The following is a 15,528-nucleotide window of genomic DNA, read 5'->3' as shown; positions in this document are numbered from 1 at the left end:
TCACGTACCGCCGTTGGCGTGCTCAGCAATCCGGAATGACAGCTCCGGCCCTGTAAGGCCTCAGGTTGTGAGGCCTATCAGCCGCCGAGTCCAAGATCCAGCGAAACAACGCCAATGCCAATCACCAGTCCGGTGGCCAAGAAGAACCCGATCATGATCAGAACGAGGCCCCAAGGAGTCCCCTTCTGCGGGTTGGTGGGCTGGGTCTTCGGTGAGTCTTCCATGGTCTTCCCTTCGTTCAGCAGAGCTTCAAGTCTTGCAGGTTCGGAGTGGTGAGGGTGAAAGTGACATGTTCGCACCAGTTATTTGTAGGTGGGATGAAGTCGCAGCGTGATGTGATGATCGTGCAGAGAAGCAGCCACGCGGTAGCGGTTGCGTCCCCTCAGGCTTGTTCCAAATAGCCAACGCCCAAGTCTTCACACGCTTTGCGGAGCCGTTTGTCTCTCGTCCACAGCCTAGCTCCACCAACTAATGACACGGATCCGAGGAGATGTACATCAATCGCGCTTAATCCTCGCTCCCATAGTTGCCCACTGCGGACCAAAGTCATGGTCTCGAAATGACTCATCATTGGAAACTGTTCAAGGTTTTCAATCATCCCAAGTACGGAATCTCGATTCCTGATCGATCCCAGTGACAACTCCTGAACAACGAATGGGTGGTAGCCGACTAGGTTTTGTTCGAGAAGGGTCAGCATCACTGGCTCTGACCCATGAAGATGATCGATCCAAATCGAGGTATCGACCAGAATCATGCGGCTTGCCCGCGTTGACGCGGAGCAGCCGTAGCCTCCGGATCGCTTCCCCCCAGTGCAATAAGTCGTTTTGCGCTTTCAACTCGGATAAGCGTCTTCAAACCATCACGCAAGAGCACCGACCGTTCAGTGATCCCGGTCAGCTCACTGGCCTGAGCCAGCAGTTCATCATCGATGTTCACCGTGGTGCGCATGACATCCTCCAAGATCACCGAGACCTACATCATCTGATGCTGTATATGATGCCACCGAGATGGCCCAGAGACAACGGTCGTGGGCATCAAGTTTTCGTTGAATCGTCCGGAAAACCTGCAGGTCAGCTTGATAGAGATTGGGGAGACGCATGAAACCCACTGGCGGAAAGAGGACACCATGAAAATCACGATCATCGGCGGCTCGAAGGGCACCGGGGCCCACGTGGGAGCAGCAGCACTCCAAGCCGGGGACGAGGTCACCGTCTTGTCCCGCAGCGGTGATGTGCCCGGGGACGTGCGGAGCGTCGTCGGCAGCGCGACCGATCCTGCAGCAGTGCGTGAGGCAATTGCGGGCGCGGACGCCGTCGTCGTCACCGTGGGTGGGGCCAAGGGCGTCAAGCATCAGCGCGCCGAGGTGACGAAAACCGTGATTGCGGCGATGAAGGAGGCGGGCGTGGGTCGGCTGATCGTACAGTCGTCGCTGGGTGCAGGTAACTCTGCGTCGCAGCTCTCGGCGCCACTTAACCTGATCACGCCAATCGTGCTGGCCAAACCGCTGGCCGATCACAATGAGCAGGAAGCGGCTGTTGAGAAGTCCGGATTGGATTGGACGATCGTGCGTCCGTCGGGGTTGTCGGACAAATCCGCGACGGGTGAGGTCAAGGCTCTGGAAGTTGACCAGGAAGGCAAACTGGGCGGCTCGATTCCGCGAGCGGATCTGGCCGCGTACATGCTCGCAGCGGTGACCGATCAGTCCACATTCGGTAAGGCCATCGGCGTGAGCAGCCGGTAGTGAAAAGGGTCTCACAGCCCTGTATTCGCGCGGAACTTTCATATAATGGAAGTGTTCACATTCGAGGACGAGTAGGAGCACACCATGAGGGCATGGCATTTCGTTGGTACCCACAAGCCGTTCGAGCGCGTGGAGATTCCCGAGCCCACCGCTGGGCCGGGCAAGGTAGTCATTGACGTGAAAGCCGCTGGGTTGTGCCACTCCGACGTGGGCATCATGGAGGACGAGAAGTGGCTCGCCAACATGAAGGAACTTCCGGTCGTCCCGGGCCATGAGACCGCCGGCGTGATTGGCGAAGTTGGCGAGGGCGTTACCGACTGGAAAGTCGGTGACAAGGTTGCCGTCACCCCCATGGCCGAGTTCATGGGCTACATGGTCAACGGCGCGTGGGAGGACCGCGCGGAAGTTTCGGTCGAGGCACTCATCCCCATGCCCGAAGGCGTCAGCTTCGCTGAAGCAGCCGCCGCCACCGACGCCGGCATGACCTCCGTGGGCGCGTTGACCACCGGCGGTGTAGAGGCCGGCATGAAGGTTGGCATCATCGGTTTCGGTGGCCTCGGTCAGATCGGCGCCCGAGTTGCTCACTTACGCGGCGCCAAGGTGTACGTTGCGGAGATCAACGAAAAGGTCTGGGACCGCGCCCGTGAAGGTGGAGCCGTCAAGGTGGCCAAGTCCATCTCGGAGTTCGCCGACGACGAGCTCGACGTGATCATCGACTACGCCGGCTTTGGCGTGACCACCAAGGAAGCACTGGACGTCGTGAAGTGGTCTGGCGGAGGACGCGTGGTCCAGGTGGGCATGGGCAAGCTGGAAGCCACCATCGACATCTACCCGCTCATCCTTGGTCGCAAGGAACTGGTCGGTTCGCAGGGCGGTAGCAAGGAAGACATCCTGGAGACTATGAAGTACATGGCCTCCGGCGATCTCACTCCGGTCATCAGCGAGATTGATTTCGAGGAAATCGCGGACGGCATCCAACAGCTGATCGACGGCACCGCGGAGGGCCGATTGGTGGCGAAGGTCGCCGACTGACTCTGAAGCGCACAGCGTTAAGTGAGGAAAGTGCACCCGGGAGGCATCCTGGGTGCACTTTCCTCGCATAGGCCTTTCGGCATCACCGGTAGTCAGTCACTGTTGTTATGTGAGCGATGAACTGCACATGACCCCGTGGCATCTCGTGGCCTTTCTGGGCGAGGTCATTCTGTGGGGCTGCGCCGCGTGGGCGGGTTGGACCCTCGTCGGCGGACCCGGCCGGTTGCTCGCGGCCGCGGTGCTTCTGGTCGGGATCATCATTATCTGGTCCATTTGGGCCGCTCCCCGCGCCAAGTGGCGGCTTTCTTTGTGGCCGCGCCTCGGTCTGGTCACCGTGCTCGGGGTGGCCGTGAGTACATTGTTCTTGTCAGTCACGCACTGGCCCGGAATCATCACCGCGCTCAGTTCCACGGCAGCAATTGTGGCGGCCCAGTTCATGGACGATCGCACCGAGGGAGCGCCCTGACGCAGCGTCGTTGAACTACGACGCCGCTCGCGGCCTCACTGGAGTCCGCGCTCTTTAGTTCTTGCGCGCCACAAACACGAGTTCTCGGCCTGGGCGGTCAGGTGCATCTCGGATGGCCTCCACGGTGAATCCAGCATCTTCCAGTGATGCGGTGAGTTCGTCTCGGCTGCGGAACCGGAGAGTGCTCGTGGAGTCGATGCGAGCGCCGTCGTTGCGGAATATGGTGGGCGAATCAAAGGTGACCAGGGCACCGTCGACGTGGATGACGTGCGCCCAGTTTTCGACCTCGCCATCGCGGGGCGTGCTGACAACCTCATATGTTTGGTCGCGGATCCACCTTTCCCACGCGCGACGAGCGGGATCGCGCGATTCGAAGATGAGGCGGCCGCCCGGGCGGAGAGCGGAATGGGCAGCGATAATGGTGCCCAACCAGTCCTCGTCGGTGAGGAAAACCTGGGCGACGTTGGCGGTCATGAACGCCAGGTCGACTTGGAGCGGCAATACGTCGGGTGCGGTGCCGTGGACCCAGGTGACGTTGTCCGCGTGGGGTTTCTGACGGGCAATGTCGAGGGAGGCTCCGGCAGGGTCTACGCCGACCACGTCTACTCCCCTACTCGCGAGCAACGTTGCGAACGTGCCAGTGCCGCAGCCGATGTCCACGACGCGTGACGCGCCGAACTCGTCGACCATGGCCACGTAGGGGTCGAGGTCGCTGCGGTCACCCTCGATGACGTCGTGGACGGCGGCTAGTCGGGCGTTGTCGAAGATGGGGTCGGGCATGGTGCCATTGTCCACAAGTGCAGCGATGACTGTTCCGTTTCCCCTGATGGTTCGAAACTATTTGGACATGAACATTCGAGCACTTTCCAATTCCTACTTCACCGAAACGTCTGGAGCTAGTTGCAGCGGTCCTGGCCTAAATGGCAATGCCTCGACGCGGCGGATATCGCAAGGTAACTTGGAATGACAGGTGATCCGCTTATCGCCACATCGGCCCTCAAGCACTTGAGGAGTAAGGATGACATCCTTCATGCGTACCGGAATCCGATTCGCGCTTGGGACCTTGGCGACGGTTTCACAATGATCATTGGAGCAAGCCCTCCGGGGGCGCTATTGAAGATCGGCTACGTTCAGGGCGTAGACCACATTGTTATCATCCATGCGATGCCAGCACGCAGAAAGTTTTTAAGGTGATCCAGATGCCCCGCACTACTGATGAGATCCTTGCTCACGCGGACGAACTCGCAGCTCGGTTCGAGTCCTACGAACCAAACTCGAATGACGAGCTGAATGCGAACGCGATTCTGGAACTGCGCACCGCCGTCGCTGAACAGTCTGCGGCGCAGCGCCACATTCAAGAGGCCGTGCGACAGGCCCGGAACTCCGGGATGTCGTGGGCGGCGATAGGTAGCTTGGTGGGAACATCAGGCGAGGCCGCCCGGCAAAGGTATGGAAACCAAGCGGCTTGAGAACCTCATGATGTGTCGCCCTCGAACCAACTTTTTCCTGATAGGCGTGCACTCATGACCGCTCAACCAACACCATTTGCTATGTACCAGGAAGGCCCTACCTGCATGGAACCAAAGCCCGGTTCGTTCCGGGAGAGCTGCTGACGCCTGGATACGCCTCGGACTTCGAGGGCAGCCGCACATTGCGCCACGTCTACATCACTCAAACTCTGGACGCCGCGGCATAGGGTACCGAACTGGCCGCCGGGCCTGTGCCTGGACGGATCTACATTGTGGAACCGACCGGAGCTATCGAAGATGATCCGCATGTCACCGACAAACGATTCCCTGGTAACCCCACCCGTTCCTACCGAAGCTTGGGGGCCGTTCGCATCCTGTCGGAGCTGAGGAACTGGACCGGGCATACTGCGGATCAGCTCCAGACCATGATGGGCGGGCTGGCAGGCCTCCGGGCTCGTTGTAAGAACACGATCATTGACGAACGACCACGCGGAGTCGCCACGCAAACCGAGTGTGGTGTGAGGAACAAGCGTGTGTGAGGCAGTTTTTCCGCGCTTTCCTCCCCTGAGGCTTTGTCCTCCCCTCCTACGCCCGCCCAAGCCAGTCCGATAGTGTGGCATGCATCACACGCAAGACAATTCGCGGGCCAGCGACAGTAGCCCCGCTTCAGGAGGAACCGTGTCCAACAACGTGTACAACATCACCGAAATCGTCGGCACCTCCCCGGAGGGCAGTGACGCCGCGATCACTAACGCGCTGGCCGAAGCATCCAAGTCCTTACGCAACCTGGACTGGTTCGAAGTTCAGTCGGTTCGCGGCCACATCAAGGACGGCAAGGTCGCAGACTGGCAGGTCACCATCAAGGTCGGCTTCCGTCACGAGGGCTGACGCAGAAACACGGCACTGGTCACCGCCGCCAGGTCGTGGGATCTCCCGCGGCCTTGTCCGGGTCCAAACCCCATGACTCAGCAATGAGCTCCAGAGAGCGATTGTTAGATTCCGTAGTCGGGCCCTTGACCAGGAGCATGAGCTCGTCGGCCTGTGCTCGTTCGGTGAAGTGCTGCAGATAGTCCGCAACCTGATCGCCGGTGCCCACGCCGTAATAATCGAGCATTGATGCGTAGTGCTGGCCGGCCGGTGAGGCCAGCAGCTGGGCGACCTCGCCGTCGCTCGCCGACCGTCCGTTGAAATGCATTGCCAAAATGTGCTGACGCACCATTTCCTCGTAGATCCGCTTCGCTTCGTCCTCGGTGTCTGCGGCGGTCACGTTGAGGGCCGCGATCACATACGGTTCGGACATCACTGACGACGGCTCGAACGTTTCCCGATACACGGCAACAGCTTGTTCGAGCATCGGCGGAAACAAATGCGATGCGAACGAATACGGTAACCCAAGTTTTGCCGCCAGCTGCGCTCCGTACAGAGACGAGCCCAGAATGTAGACCGGTACGTTCGTGCCTCTTCCGGGGACAGCTTGGATACCGGGGAACGGGGATTCCCCCTTGAGATACTGCATCAGTTCCACGATGTCCGACGGGAAATTCTCGGCTCCGTTGAGCGGGCGGCGTAGGGCGCGGGCCAGCGTGGTGCGATCAGTTCCGGGCGCCCGCCCCAGTCCCAGGTCAATGCGACCGGGATACATCTCTTCAAGGGTGCCGAACTGTTCCGCGACCACGTACGGAGAGTGGTTGGGCAGCATGACGCCGCCCGCGCCCAGTCGGATTGACGATGTATGGGCTGCCACATGGGCAATTACCAAGGACGGCACCGCAGACGCGATCGAGGACGTGTTGTGGTGCTCGGAATACCAGACCCTCGAATACCCCAGTTGCTCAGCTTTCTGCGCCATGGCCACGGAGCGTCGGAACGCATCGGCGGGACGCTCGTTGTCGTAAAAACTGGAGAAATCGACAACGGACAGGGGTACTCGGGAAACCACGGGGACTCCGTTCTGGTAGTTCTGATGTTGCTGAGGGGACTTTTCTGGACGGTCTATGGTCAGCCGTTCATGGCGGATTCCACCAGATTGCTGCCCTCGAGTCCGCTTCCGTCGACGACGGCGCTCTGCCAGACATCGGTCGTGGTCACCACGGCGAAGTTCGAGTTCAGTAACGCCATGAGGGTCTCGTGGACCTGCTGAGCAGAGGCGGAACCCGCGGCGTTGGACAAGGCAATGGCTCCCGTTGCGTCCGACAACACCTCCACGGTCAACCCGCGCGGCTCTGCGTCCACGGCGGTGCCCAGAATGCAGTTGTTGGTCATGTATCCAACCAACGTGATGGCCTCGATCTGGTTCTCGCGAACCCACTCATCAAGGTCGGTTTCGGGGAAAATGCTCGCGAAAGACTTGGTCGCGTGCTTCCAGGTATTTCCGAGTCGTGCGGCGATGTCCGGGTGGAGCTCTTGCCCGTTTGATCCTTCGGCGAAGACAGGGAACCCTTCGGGAGCCACGTGCTGAATGACCGCAATCGGCATGCCAGCCTGCTCGGCTGTATCCACGGCACGGAGAATATTGGCCAAAGAATCACTGCTCGGCGGGTACTTGATGGCCAGCGGGCCCTCGAAGTACTCCTGCTGAACATCGACCAGGATCAGTGCGCGGCGGGGTGCGGTCATGAAGATTCTCCTAGCTAAAAGTGGGCGATCGGAAGATTCACTACCCATCATCATTCCGGCTGACGTGAGATACCGTGAGTGGCACAAGAGCACACTGTCGATGGAATCGGGCCAAAAATGAAAATTGCGGTGCACGTGTTCGAGGGCATCACGATGTTTCATGCATCGGTGCCGCTGGAGGTTTTCGGTGAGGTATCGCGCCAGGGCCTCGCTGAAGACTGGACAGTCACCGTGTGGAGTGAGGATGGTCGGCCGGTTCGAACCGCCGAGGGTCTGGTACTTGCCGATCTTGCGGGGCCGGACGCGGCGGCGTCGGCGGATCTGCTGGTATTCCCTGCGTGGCGACCAGACCTTTGCCCGCCGTCGCCAGACGTCACGGGGCTAATTCGCGCGTCGCACGAGCGCGGGGCAAATGTTGCCGGGCTGTGCCTCGGCGCGTTCCCGGTGGCGGCATCGGGGGTGTTGGATGGCCGGACGGCGGTGACGCACTGGGCGGGGGCCGCTCAGTTCTCGGAACGATTCCCGCAGGTGGTCGTGGAGCCGGACGCGCTGTATATCGATCACGAGGATGTCCTGACCTCGGCAGGAACGGCATCGGCCTTGGATGCGTGTCTCCATATCGTGCGTACGCGCCTCGGCACAGCCGCGGCGGCGCGCGTGGCGCGGCACCTAGTCATCGCCCCGCACCGGGAGGGTGGACAAGCGCAGTACATCGAACGCCCATTGCCTGTTCAGCAGGGTCAGGGGCCGATCAGCGAGGTCGTCGATTGGGTGCTGGCCAACCTCGACCAGTCGCTGTCGGTTGATGAACTGGCGGAGCGGGCGCGGATGAGCAAACGCAATTTCACGCGTCGTTTCCGCGAAACAACAGGCACGACGCCAGCTAAATGGGTCACCGAACGGCGGCTCGACGAGGCACGTACCCTGCTCGAGACGACGCCGTGGTCGGTCGCCCGGATTGCCCGGGCCTGTGGGTTCGGCAATCCCGTGACGTTTCGGCAGAGCTTCGTGGCCAGTTACGGCACCACGCCGACGTCGTATCGCAAGCGGTTCACGGGTTCGTAAGTGTGCGGGCGCGATGAGTTCGCTGTGGGGAATTTGTGCACCCCTGCCTGTAGTTTTGCAGATCGCTATTTGAGCAGCCGGTCCATACGGCGATCACTGAGTTTCTTGCCATCTGTTTGGCATGTGGGGCAGTACTGCATCGAGCGATCCACGTAGGACACTTCGGCCACGGTCCCACCACACACTGCGCAGGCCTGCCCCGCGCGATCGTGGACGCCGAACAACGACTTTTTCGTTGCCTTGATACGATCCAGCGGCACATTGGTCAGAGCAGCTTTGGCTTCGGTCAATACCTCTTGCAGTGCCGCGTGGAGGGTCCTGACCTGTTCGGCGTTCACCTTATTGGCTGCGGCGAAGGGCGAGAGTTTGGCCCGGTGCAAGATTTCATCCGACCACGCATTGCCGATCCCCGCCATGACGGTCTGATCCGTGAGGATCGTCTTCAGACGCGAGGCTGTCCCGCTGAGCGTCTCGGCAAACTCATCCAAGGTCACCGCGTCGGCTTCGGGGCCCAGCCGCTGGAGCCGTTCCAGTGAGTTGGGGTTGTCTGTGATCCAGAGGGCCATGCTCTTACGTTTACCTTGCTCCGTGAAGTCCAGGCGAGCGGCGTCGTCGCCCTCGAAATCCAACCGCACGGCCAGAGGACCGGACCTGGCCGGGGGCTTACCAGAAGCCATGCCCTCCCCTAGCTTGAACCAGCCCGCCAGGGCGAGGTGCACAACGGCATGACGCCCCTCCGCTTCCATCAGCAAGAATTTGCCACGGCGCGAAACACCCGTCAGCTTCCGCCCTGCCAGAGAGGTGTGGGGCGGCTCCGCAGTTTTCAAGACACTGAAGGCAACCACCTGAAATTCGCGGAACCGGTGACCCACCACGCGGTCCCGGAGTTGTTCAACGGCTGCGTCAAGCTCGGGGAGTTCAGGCATGTTCCCATCCTCCGTCTATTGGGCACTCGACGGGTGATGGACCACGTCATCTAACCCCAGCCAGTTCGCCAGCGACTGTAGATGATGCTGCAGGGCGGGCAGCGCCTCGGGCGGGGCATCGGGCTCCCACGTGCACTGCTTCACCAGGAGACGGCCGAAGGCCCGGTCTGCTTTCAGATCCACCCGCGCCACCAGACGGTCTCCGAAGATGAAAGGCAGCACGTAATATCCGTGAATACGGCGGTGGGCCGGGGTGTAGATCTCCAGGCGGTAACGCATTCCGAACAATGCTTCGGTCCGCTCCCGTTGCCAGATCAGCGAGTCGAAAGGGCTCAGGAGAGCTTCCACGTGAGCCTTCCGCGGAATCCGCGCAGAGGTGTCCAGGTACACGCGATCCGACCAACCAGGGACCGTCACGATCTCCAGCTCTCCGTCTGCCACCAACGTTGCCAGAGCCCGGTTGGTTTCGGCAGCTCCCAGCCGGAAGTAGTCGCGCAGGCACCGAGCCGTCCCAATGCCGTGGGCGCGGGCAGCGATACGCACCAACTCGCGATGAGCGGTCTCCGAATCCACCGGCTCGCGTGGCAGACCAAGATGCTCTGGCAGCACGTAGGTGCGTTCGAACTGCGCATTTCGTCCTGCACTCGTGATGTCGCCGGACCAGAAAAGGTACTCGAGGGCGGTCTTGACGGCGGACCAGTTCCAGCCCCAGGCGCCCTCGCGGCGGGGAATGTCCACCGTCATAGCCGCGTCACATTCCCTGGCTGTTATCGGGGCTCTTGCGCTGACTTCCGCCAGAACTGCCTGGACGAGTTCAGGATGCTCTTGTTGGACGCGGCGCATGCCTCCCCACGCTTCATGCTTGGCACGCTCTCTCCGGAATCCCAGCAAGGGCCAGGTGGAAGGCGGGATCATGCTTGCTTCGTGCGCCCAGTACTCAACCAGCCGCCGCGGTTCGCGATCCGTGAACTGATCCAACTTGGTCCTGTCATAACTGCCCAGGCGCGAAAAGAACGGCAGGTAGTGACTTCGGGTCAGCACGTTGACCGAGTCGATCTGGATCACACCCACCCTGTTGATGACTCGTTGCAGATGTCGAGCCGTGGTCTTCCCCGGGGCGGGACGGGAATCCAGAAACCCCTGAGCAGCCAACGCGATACGCCGCGCCGTCGGCAGACTGATCCTGCGAGGCGTGCGGGCTTCGAGCGTTGTCATGACGCTGTCGAGACTGCTCTGGCCCGGTCCCCGGTCAGGTCGGCTCATGAGCTCAACCATATGGCGTGCTTCCGACATGCAGACCTGCCGCCGGACGATTCGAATGAGGGCCGTTCACCGCCCGGCCGGCAAAGGGCTACGCGCATCCGGGAAGTTCCTAGGGCTATCCCCACTGTCCCAGCAACGGAGAGTGCGTAGTGTTGAGGGCATGAACTCACTATTTGAAACCATGCGTAATCTCGGCTTCCGACGTGGACCCCAGCGACTCGTCGCTGGCATCGGCGGAGGTATCGCCGCCAAGTGCGGCGTCAACGTGTGGGTGGTCCGCCTGCTGATTCTGCTGTCCTTCTTGTTGCCGGTCATTGGTATCGCGGTGTACCTGCTGGCTTGGGCAGTTCTGCCGTGGCAAGACGGCAGCATTCCGTTAGAGAAGTCGCTGCGAAAGTAGGGCATACGGCAGTCAATTAGCCGATCAGTGGATATATCCACTGATCGGCTAATTCATGTGTCCGATGTCCTCAGGGAAGCGCAAGAAAGTCACGCAGCCACTGATCGACTTCTCGCATTGTTTCCGCGTCGACAGTGCCAATGTGACCAACCACGCGATCTCGAGTGACGGTCCGAGGCTGCTCCGTCATAGCGAACGTCGCTCGCGACAGGCCAAGTTCTGGGCCCCGCACAGGGATATGGTTTGGCCATCCCCGATCGGTTGTTGTGGCTGGCACGATGATCATCAGCGTGTCCGCCTGCTCAAGGTAGAGATCACTTGCCACCACAAGGGCCGAGCGGCGTCCGGACTGTTCACGCCCACGCACCTGATCGAGTTCGATCCACACGACGTCTCCTCGCCGGAGTTCACTCACCCAACGGATTGACCATCGTCGAGCGTCACGTCCCAGACACGATATTCATCCCAGTACGTGGCATCCGCAGCTCTAAACGCCCGGCCAAAGGCTTCCATGCGCTGTCGTCGCTCATGCGCATCCAGCAATTTCTCAATGAGACCCGCCGCAGTCAGGCCCCGCTCTTGTGCATCACGGTTGATCCGATCCCGCAGCTCGGGGCTCACCTTGATGGTTGTATTCATATAAACATTCTGTTGCTGAGGTATACAGAATGGTATACCTCGATTCAGAGACGGAGTCGGGAAGACGACTAAGACCGCTTTCCTCTGTTCCTCAGCGGACGGATCGATCCTCGTAGGCGCAGATTCACCACGTTGATACTTCAAAACGAAATCGCGATGTCCGTGTCCAGCTCAGCGCGTAGTCCTAGATCCACGGGGAGAGCGCTCCGAGGGGCTTCGGCGGAGCGCGATGGCGAATCATGTCCGACCAATTCGTACGAAAGAATACTGCCCTCGCTGCTCAAGCGGATGACGTACTGCTCAGGCTTTATCCCCGAGACACCAGTGGAGCGAATGGCCTCCACGACGATCAGCCAACCGCCGTCGCCAGTGCGCTGCAGCTCAATGACTTTGCTCGCTTCGTGACCGGTGGTTCGGCTCACCTCTCGAACCGCCGTTGAGATCGCCTCTGGCACGTTCGACCGGTTTGGCCTGGCGAGGTCCGTCGAGTGCTGTGACGTCTTTCGATGAGCGTTCTTCAAACTGGGACGCCACTTGCGCCGGTGTTTGGCCATTTCTACGGCCTCCTTGTGCGCTACATGGATGGTGCTCCGCATGAAGTGGATCGCATCCGTTGGCTGCCTGGCTTCATGCACCTTCACTGGTGTGTGTTTGCGCCCATGACACCATGATTGGGGACACGGCACCAGGAGGATGGGGACTCCAGCTGACGTGATTGAACGCAGTTCTCCGTCATGACTGCACTGCGATGAACCGTTCTACCTCATCGGCCAGGTCCTGAGTTGCCCTAGTACCGTCGAGTTCAATCGTGGCTCCTCTACGCAAGAGCAGTTCAACCGTTTCCACATAGTGCCGAATTTCAGCTTGTTGAGGCGCTGATTTCCCATAGGGATTGTTGCTGCGGGTCCGCACCCGCTCCAGAAGGATGTCCAGCGGTGCGCTCAAAAGAATTACTTGATCAAAACGATTATAGAAATTGACCTGGTTCTCCACGGTTCCAGACACCACCACATTGTGCGGCTCTGCCAAAAGGCGCGAGATCCGCTCTTCGTTCCACGATCCGTCTGGAAGTGTCCAACCGTCATAGTCGGTATCGACCGTGTCGTGCCCCCGGCGCCGCAGCTCCTCAAGAAGAGTCGACTTGCCGGCCCCTGACATGCCGGTCACCAGAATCCGCGTCATTCACCCACAATAAGTCGAACCCACCAGTCTCTCCGCCTGGCCATGGACCACACTTCGTTCACGACGACGCCGACGTCGCGCTGCCGCCTCTCCACGGAGCCCTGAGTTTTCGTTCAGTGCAGCGAACGGTCCGCCTCGCCGACGCTCCAACGTCGGAAGGGGACCTCGAGCCCGCTGCGAGTCGGCGCGCACACGAATGGCCCTGCCGTGACGCCTTCCCGTGCATCAAAGGGCGCGACGCGAACAAGCTGCCAGGGTCCGTCCGAACAGCGAGCGCGGACGATGAGAGCGTCGTCGGCCCAACTGATCCGCATGGTCACCGGTTGGCCAGACCAGCCCGGAACGGGCGTAGCCGACCAATCGGAACGACCATTCGTGACCACGGCACCAATGTGAGGATTGCCATCGGTGAATTCGATTCCCGCTTTGCCCCAATGCTCCGCGGAGACTCGAACGAAAACTCCTGCCCGGTCGAACTGCTCCTCGAACGGAGTACCGAACTCGACCTCCATGGAAGTCCTGGGAGTAAAGCTCGCCAGCAGAGCATGTTCGGTGTCATGAACAAAACCGTACGACGTGTGCCGCCAAGCGTCGGATCCTTCCGCCGCCGTTACATGGAGCGTCCCGTCCTTGGACACTTTGGTCGACACTGGCCGATTCGTCCATCGTCCGGCCTCCCAAGGAATATCCCGCGAGGCGGATTGCGTGGGTATGACGTCACTCATGCGATCGACCGTACTCCGCCCACTGATGCGGTCGGTCACGTAAAGATGCCTGGTTGGTGAAATCAGCACCGTGGTTCATTGGCACTCGTTCGCAGTTGGAGCAAACGGCTCATCCCCCGGCAACCAAATCCAACCTTCTCGTTTGGCTTTCTCTGTGAGGTCAATCGGAGACGGTTCACAGCGGCCCCTCTCTACTTCCCGCGCTACTAGGGCAGCAATGACCGCGTCCAACGCATTGTCATCGGCCGCGCAGAGACCTCTGTGCCCATTCCAGTCCAGCCACGGAAGCTTTTCGGATACCGAGTCCACCAGTTCCGATCGCTGTGCCGAATTCTTCACTCCCTTGTAACCCCGGTAAGCCAAGCCCCAACACTTCAACGCAGCCGCGGGGTAAACCTCGCACACCACGCCCGCACCATCCCTACATACATTCGTCCCCAAGCCCCGAAGCCTCGCCTCAATCCCCGCCCACCGCAACGCGGGATAGGCAATCCGATCCGTTGAAACGCTCAGCGGGGTCAGCCCCGTTCGCTGATGCACAGCTTTATCCGTAGCTCGCAGCGCCAGGTCCCGCCGCCATTCCGAGCCTGTACTAGCCGGGGCCTCAAGTGTCCCCCTCGCTTGCGCCTCAATGACGCTTACGAAATCCTCGGGCCAACCGAACGGAACATCGACACCTGCACGCTCAGCCGTCCTGATGGCATCAATCAGGTCCTCGTCGGTCGCGCCTATTCGAACCACGTCGACGACGACGCTCCCGGCACCTTCCCGAAGCACCGCAAGACCCGTGCGTTTTACGTCAGCGGCCAGGTCGATTCCAATAAAGGTCATGGTGCCAACGTAGCCGCCACTAGGTGTTGCGGGGCATGAGGTTCTTGTCAGGGGTGTGTTGGTGAGGTGAGGAACGGGCTCCTTGCCCAGGATGGAAGTTGCTACAGCGACCGTCCAAGACGAAAGAGCCCGTTCATGACCCACCGTAATGCACCCTTGACCCCTACCGGCCGGCTGCGCATGGTGTTGGGCCACCTCGATGACGGGATCCCCAAGGCCCACGTGGCCGCCGAGTTCCGGGTCTCGCGCCCCACCGTGAGCACCTGGGTGACCCGCTATCTGGCCGAAGGTGAGCAGGGTCTAACCGATCGCCCCTCGACCCCGGCCACCTCCCCGGCCCAGATACCACCGCAAGTGGTGGAACGCATAGAAGCCCTGCAGCGGGGGCGCAAGTGGTCCGCGCGCCGGATCTGGCACCACCTGGCCGCCGGCGGCTACGACCACGACCCCGCCCAGGACCCGGGGCTCTTCCACGCTCCGGTGATCATCGCCCTACGCACCGTGGGCCGGTGGCTGGCCCGGCTGGGGATCTCCCGGCTGCGGGATCTCACCCCCGACGGGGACAACGCCCGAAGCGCCCCGGCCAGGATTCGGGCGTACTGGCCCGGGCATATGATCCACCTGGATGTGAAAAAGGTCGGCAAGATCCCCGACGGCGGCGGGTGGCGCACCCACGGCCGCGGCACCACCAAGGCGAAGGCGGCCAAGCGCGGACCCGGGGCCAGGGTCGGCTACACCTACCTGCACACCGCCATCGACGGGTTCTCCCGCCTGGCCTACACCGAAGCCGCCGAGGACGAGAAAGCGGTCACCACCATCGGGTTCTTCTCCCGGGCCAAAGCGTTCTTCGCCGCCCACGGCATCGAAAGACTGTGCCGGGTGGTCACCGACAATGGGTCCAACTATCGCGCCGCGGACTTCACCCGCACCGTGAAGGCCCTGGCCTCCCGCCACCAGCGCATCCGCGCCTACACGCCCCGGCACAACGGGAAGGTCGAACGCTACAACCGGCTACTGGTCGATGAGGTGCTCTACACCCGCACCTACACCAGCGAACACGCCCGACGCACCGCGGTGGCGGTCTGGGTCAATCACTACAATTACCGGCTCTTCAGAGTTGAGTGTGGGCGCGCCGGTGGTGCGGGGTAGCTGGGGATAGACGTCGAGGTCCTC

General features: G+C 61.0%; 22 protein-coding genes and 1 pseudogene. 9 read left to right on the top strand and 14 right to left on the bottom strand.

Features of this window, described 5'->3' with window-relative positions; translation table 11 throughout:
- Nucleotides 1-77 precede the first annotated feature (77 nt).
- The 3 genes from ABD283_RS05730 to ABD283_RS05720 all read right to left on the bottom strand — a co-directional run bounded on the left by ABD283_RS05730 (nt 78) and on the right by ABD283_RS05720 (nt 948).
- Nucleotides 78-224 carry a hypothetical protein gene (locus tag ABD283_RS05730; protein ID WP_158222920.1) on the bottom strand — a complete coding sequence of 49 codons (147 nt, stop codon included), beginning with the start codon at nt 222-224 and terminating at the stop codon, nt 78-80.
- Nucleotides 225-382: 158 nt separating this feature from the next.
- The gene (locus ABD283_RS05725; protein ID WP_344224028.1) at nt 383-754 is read right to left on the bottom strand and encodes a type II toxin-antitoxin system VapC family toxin; all 372 of its coding nucleotides are present in this window, start codon (nt 752-754) and stop codon (nt 383-385) included.
- Nucleotides 751-948, bottom strand: a complete 198-nt coding sequence (locus ABD283_RS05720) for a type II toxin-antitoxin system VapB family antitoxin (RefSeq protein WP_095797587.1) — start codon at nt 946-948, stop codon at nt 751-753. The genes ABD283_RS05725 and ABD283_RS05720 overlap by 4 nt, the downstream gene beginning before the upstream one ends.
- A gap of 178 nt (nt 949-1,126) precedes the next feature.
- Between ABD283_RS05720 and ABD283_RS05715 the strand changes: the two genes are divergently transcribed.
- The 3 genes from ABD283_RS05715 (at nt 1,127) to ABD283_RS05705 (ending at nt 3,239) form a co-directional block, all read left to right on the top strand.
- Nucleotides 1,127-1,741 carry an NAD(P)-dependent oxidoreductase gene (locus tag ABD283_RS05715; RefSeq protein WP_344224026.1) on the top strand — a complete coding sequence of 205 codons (615 nt, stop codon included), beginning with the start codon at nt 1,127-1,129 and terminating at the stop codon, nt 1,739-1,741.
- An 84-nt stretch (nt 1,742-1,825) separates the two neighbouring features.
- Nucleotides 1,826-2,773: a zinc-binding dehydrogenase gene (locus ABD283_RS05710; protein WP_344224025.1), complete on the top strand. Its 948-nt coding sequence runs from the start codon at nt 1,826-1,828 to the stop codon at nt 2,771-2,773.
- 109 nt (nt 2,774-2,882) lie between these two features.
- A complete protein-coding gene (locus tag ABD283_RS05705) occupies nt 2,883-3,239 on the top strand; it encodes a DUF2568 domain-containing protein (RefSeq protein WP_143469955.1) in 357 nt (118 codons plus the stop codon).
- 54 nt (nt 3,240-3,293) lie between these two features.
- Here the strand turns inward: ABD283_RS05705 and ABD283_RS05700 are convergent, their stop codons facing one another.
- Nucleotides 3,294-4,019 carry a class I SAM-dependent methyltransferase gene (locus tag ABD283_RS05700; protein WP_344224024.1) on the bottom strand — a complete coding sequence of 242 codons (726 nt, stop codon included), beginning with the start codon at nt 4,017-4,019 and terminating at the stop codon, nt 3,294-3,296.
- Nucleotides 4,020-4,438: 419 nt separating this feature from the next.
- Here ABD283_RS05700 and ABD283_RS05695 point away from each other — a divergent pair, with 419 nt between their 5' ends.
- The 3 genes and pseudogenes from ABD283_RS05695 (at nt 4,439) to ABD283_RS05685 (ending at nt 5,596) form a co-directional block, all read left to right on the top strand.
- Complete coding sequence (locus tag ABD283_RS05695) at nt 4,439-4,708, top strand: hypothetical protein (RefSeq protein ID WP_344224023.1); 270 nt, start codon at nt 4,439-4,441, stop codon at nt 4,706-4,708.
- A 74-nt stretch (nt 4,709-4,782) separates the two neighbouring features.
- Nucleotides 4,783-5,163: pseudogene (gene arr / locus ABD283_RS05690) on the top strand (NAD(+)--rifampin ADP-ribosyltransferase); the annotation flags it as partial.
- Nucleotides 5,164-5,386: 223 nt separating this feature from the next.
- Entirely contained in the window at nt 5,387-5,596 is a 210-nt protein-coding gene (locus tag ABD283_RS05685; protein WP_173674296.1) for a dodecin, read from the top strand.
- A 19-nt stretch (nt 5,597-5,615) separates the two neighbouring features.
- Here the strand turns inward: ABD283_RS05685 and ABD283_RS05680 are convergent, their stop codons facing one another.
- Together ABD283_RS05680 and ABD283_RS05675 are read right to left on the bottom strand one after the other, a co-directional pair.
- On the bottom strand, nt 5,616-6,647 hold the full coding sequence (locus ABD283_RS05680; RefSeq protein ID WP_344224022.1) for an LLM class flavin-dependent oxidoreductase: 1,032 nt from the start codon (nt 6,645-6,647) through the stop codon (nt 5,616-5,618).
- A gap of 59 nt (nt 6,648-6,706) precedes the next feature.
- Complete coding sequence (locus ABD283_RS05675) at nt 6,707-7,324, bottom strand: isochorismatase family protein (RefSeq protein ID WP_344224020.1); 618 nt, start codon at nt 7,322-7,324, stop codon at nt 6,707-6,709.
- A 78-nt stretch (nt 7,325-7,402) separates the two neighbouring features.
- Here ABD283_RS05675 and ABD283_RS05670 point away from each other — a divergent pair, with 78 nt between their 5' ends.
- Nucleotides 7,403-8,389: a GlxA family transcriptional regulator gene (locus ABD283_RS05670; protein WP_344224018.1), complete on the top strand. Its 987-nt coding sequence runs from the start codon at nt 7,403-7,405 to the stop codon at nt 8,387-8,389.
- A gap of 65 nt (nt 8,390-8,454) precedes the next feature.
- On the opposite strand, the gene ABD283_RS05665 is transcribed toward ABD283_RS05670, so the two are convergent.
- On the bottom strand, nt 8,455-9,315 hold the full coding sequence (locus ABD283_RS05665) for an Fpg/Nei family DNA glycosylase (RefSeq protein ID WP_344224017.1): 861 nt from the start codon (nt 9,313-9,315) through the stop codon (nt 8,455-8,457).
- 15 nt (nt 9,316-9,330) lie between these two features.
- The gene (locus ABD283_RS05660; protein WP_344224016.1) at nt 9,331-10,530 is read right to left on the bottom strand and encodes a winged helix-turn-helix domain-containing protein; all 1,200 of its coding nucleotides are present in this window, start codon (nt 10,528-10,530) and stop codon (nt 9,331-9,333) included.
- A gap of 208 nt (nt 10,531-10,738) precedes the next feature.
- Here ABD283_RS05660 and ABD283_RS05655 point away from each other — a divergent pair, with 208 nt between their 5' ends.
- A complete protein-coding gene (locus tag ABD283_RS05655; protein WP_095797537.1) occupies nt 10,739-10,978 on the top strand; it encodes a PspC domain-containing protein in 240 nt (79 codons plus the stop codon).
- 70 nt (nt 10,979-11,048) lie between these two features.
- On the opposite strand, the gene ABD283_RS05650 is transcribed toward ABD283_RS05655, so the two are convergent.
- From ABD283_RS05650 to ABD283_RS05625, 6 genes are all read right to left on the bottom strand, one after another.
- Nucleotides 11,049-11,393, bottom strand: coding sequence for a type II toxin-antitoxin system PemK/MazF family toxin (locus ABD283_RS05650; protein ID WP_095797538.1), 345 nt, complete (start codon nt 11,391-11,393; stop codon nt 11,049-11,051).
- Nucleotides 11,390-11,617, bottom strand: a complete 228-nt coding sequence (locus tag ABD283_RS05645; protein WP_095797539.1) for a ribbon-helix-helix protein — start codon at nt 11,615-11,617, stop codon at nt 11,390-11,392. The genes ABD283_RS05650 and ABD283_RS05645 overlap by 4 nt, the downstream gene beginning before the upstream one ends.
- 140 nt (nt 11,618-11,757) lie before the next feature.
- Entirely contained in the window at nt 11,758-12,171 is a 414-nt protein-coding gene (gvpO, locus tag ABD283_RS05640) for a gas vesicle protein GvpO (protein WP_344224015.1), read from the bottom strand.
- 178 nt (nt 12,172-12,349) lie between these two features.
- On the bottom strand, nt 12,350-12,799 hold the full coding sequence (locus ABD283_RS05635) for an AAA family ATPase (protein WP_344224014.1): 450 nt from the start codon (nt 12,797-12,799) through the stop codon (nt 12,350-12,352).
- Nucleotides 12,800-12,912: 113 nt separating this feature from the next.
- On the bottom strand, nt 12,913-13,524 hold the full coding sequence (locus tag ABD283_RS05630; protein WP_344224013.1) for a DUF1349 domain-containing protein: 612 nt from the start codon (nt 13,522-13,524) through the stop codon (nt 12,913-12,915).
- 75 nt (nt 13,525-13,599) lie between these two features.
- On the bottom strand, nt 13,600-14,355 hold the full coding sequence (locus ABD283_RS05625; RefSeq protein WP_344224012.1) for a DUF429 domain-containing protein: 756 nt from the start codon (nt 14,353-14,355) through the stop codon (nt 13,600-13,602).
- 135 nt (nt 14,356-14,490) lie between these two features.
- Here ABD283_RS05625 and ABD283_RS05620 point away from each other — a divergent pair, with 135 nt between their 5' ends.
- Complete coding sequence (locus tag ABD283_RS05620; protein ID WP_425552804.1) at nt 14,491-15,504, top strand: IS481 family transposase; 1,014 nt, start codon at nt 14,491-14,493, stop codon at nt 15,502-15,504.
- Nucleotides 15,505-15,528: the final 24 nt, after the last annotated feature.

Origin of the sequence: Kocuria atrinae, assembly GCF_039531425.1 — a bacterium.
Taxonomy (GTDB): Bacteria; Actinomycetota; Actinomycetes; order Actinomycetales; family Micrococcaceae; genus Kocuria; species Kocuria atrinae.
Note: the sequence above shows the minus strand (reverse complement) of the source record. Positions and strands in the feature narration are given on the sequence as shown.

Excerpts from the sequence above, each read along its gene's own strand:
- ABD283_RS05695 (WP_344224023.1), top strand. The coding sequence starts at position 4,439 with ATGCCCCGCACTACTGATGAGATCCTTGCTCACGCGGACGAACTCGCA.
- ABD283_RS05630 (WP_344224013.1), bottom strand. The coding sequence starts at position 13,524 with ATGAGTGACGTCATACCCACGCAATCCGCCTCGCGGGATATTCCTTGG.
- gvpO (WP_344224015.1), bottom strand. The coding sequence starts at position 12,171 with ATGGCCAAACACCGGCGCAAGTGGCGTCCCAGTTTGAAGAACGCTCAT.
- ABD283_RS05715 (WP_344224026.1), top strand. The coding sequence starts at position 1,127 with ATGAAAATCACGATCATCGGCGGCTCGAAGGGCACCGGGGCCCACGTG.
- ABD283_RS05725 (WP_344224028.1), bottom strand. The coding sequence starts at position 754 with ATGATTCTGGTCGATACCTCGATTTGGATCGATCATCTTCATGGGTCA.
- ABD283_RS05665 (WP_344224017.1), bottom strand. The coding sequence starts at position 9,315 with ATGCCTGAACTCCCCGAGCTTGACGCAGCCGTTGAACAACTCCGGGAC.
- ABD283_RS05645 (WP_095797539.1), bottom strand. The coding sequence starts at position 11,617 with ATGAATACAACCATCAAGGTGAGCCCCGAGCTGCGGGATCGGATCAAC.
- ABD283_RS05655 (WP_095797537.1), top strand. The coding sequence starts at position 10,739 with ATGAACTCACTATTTGAAACCATGCGTAATCTCGGCTTCCGACGTGGA.
- ABD283_RS05620 (WP_425552804.1), top strand. The coding sequence starts at position 14,491 with ATGACCCACCGTAATGCACCCTTGACCCCTACCGGCCGGCTGCGCATG.
- ABD283_RS05700 (WP_344224024.1), bottom strand. The coding sequence starts at position 4,019 with ATGCCCGACCCCATCTTCGACAACGCCCGACTAGCCGCCGTCCACGAC.
- ABD283_RS05635 (WP_344224014.1), bottom strand. The coding sequence starts at position 12,799 with ATGACGCGGATTCTGGTGACCGGCATGTCAGGGGCCGGCAAGTCGACT.
- ABD283_RS05710 (WP_344224025.1), top strand. The coding sequence starts at position 1,826 with ATGAGGGCATGGCATTTCGTTGGTACCCACAAGCCGTTCGAGCGCGTG.
- ABD283_RS05660 (WP_344224016.1), bottom strand. The coding sequence starts at position 10,530 with ATGACAACGCTCGAAGCCCGCACGCCTCGCAGGATCAGTCTGCCGACG.
- ABD283_RS05720 (WP_095797587.1), bottom strand. The coding sequence starts at position 948 with ATGCGCACCACGGTGAACATCGATGATGAACTGCTGGCTCAGGCCAGT.
- ABD283_RS05625 (WP_344224012.1), bottom strand. The coding sequence starts at position 14,355 with ATGACCTTTATTGGAATCGACCTGGCCGCTGACGTAAAACGCACGGGT.
- ABD283_RS05730 (WP_158222920.1), bottom strand. The coding sequence starts at position 224 with ATGGAAGACTCACCGAAGACCCAGCCCACCAACCCGCAGAAGGGGACT.
- ABD283_RS05675 (WP_344224020.1), bottom strand. The coding sequence starts at position 7,324 with ATGACCGCACCCCGCCGCGCACTGATCCTGGTCGATGTTCAGCAGGAG.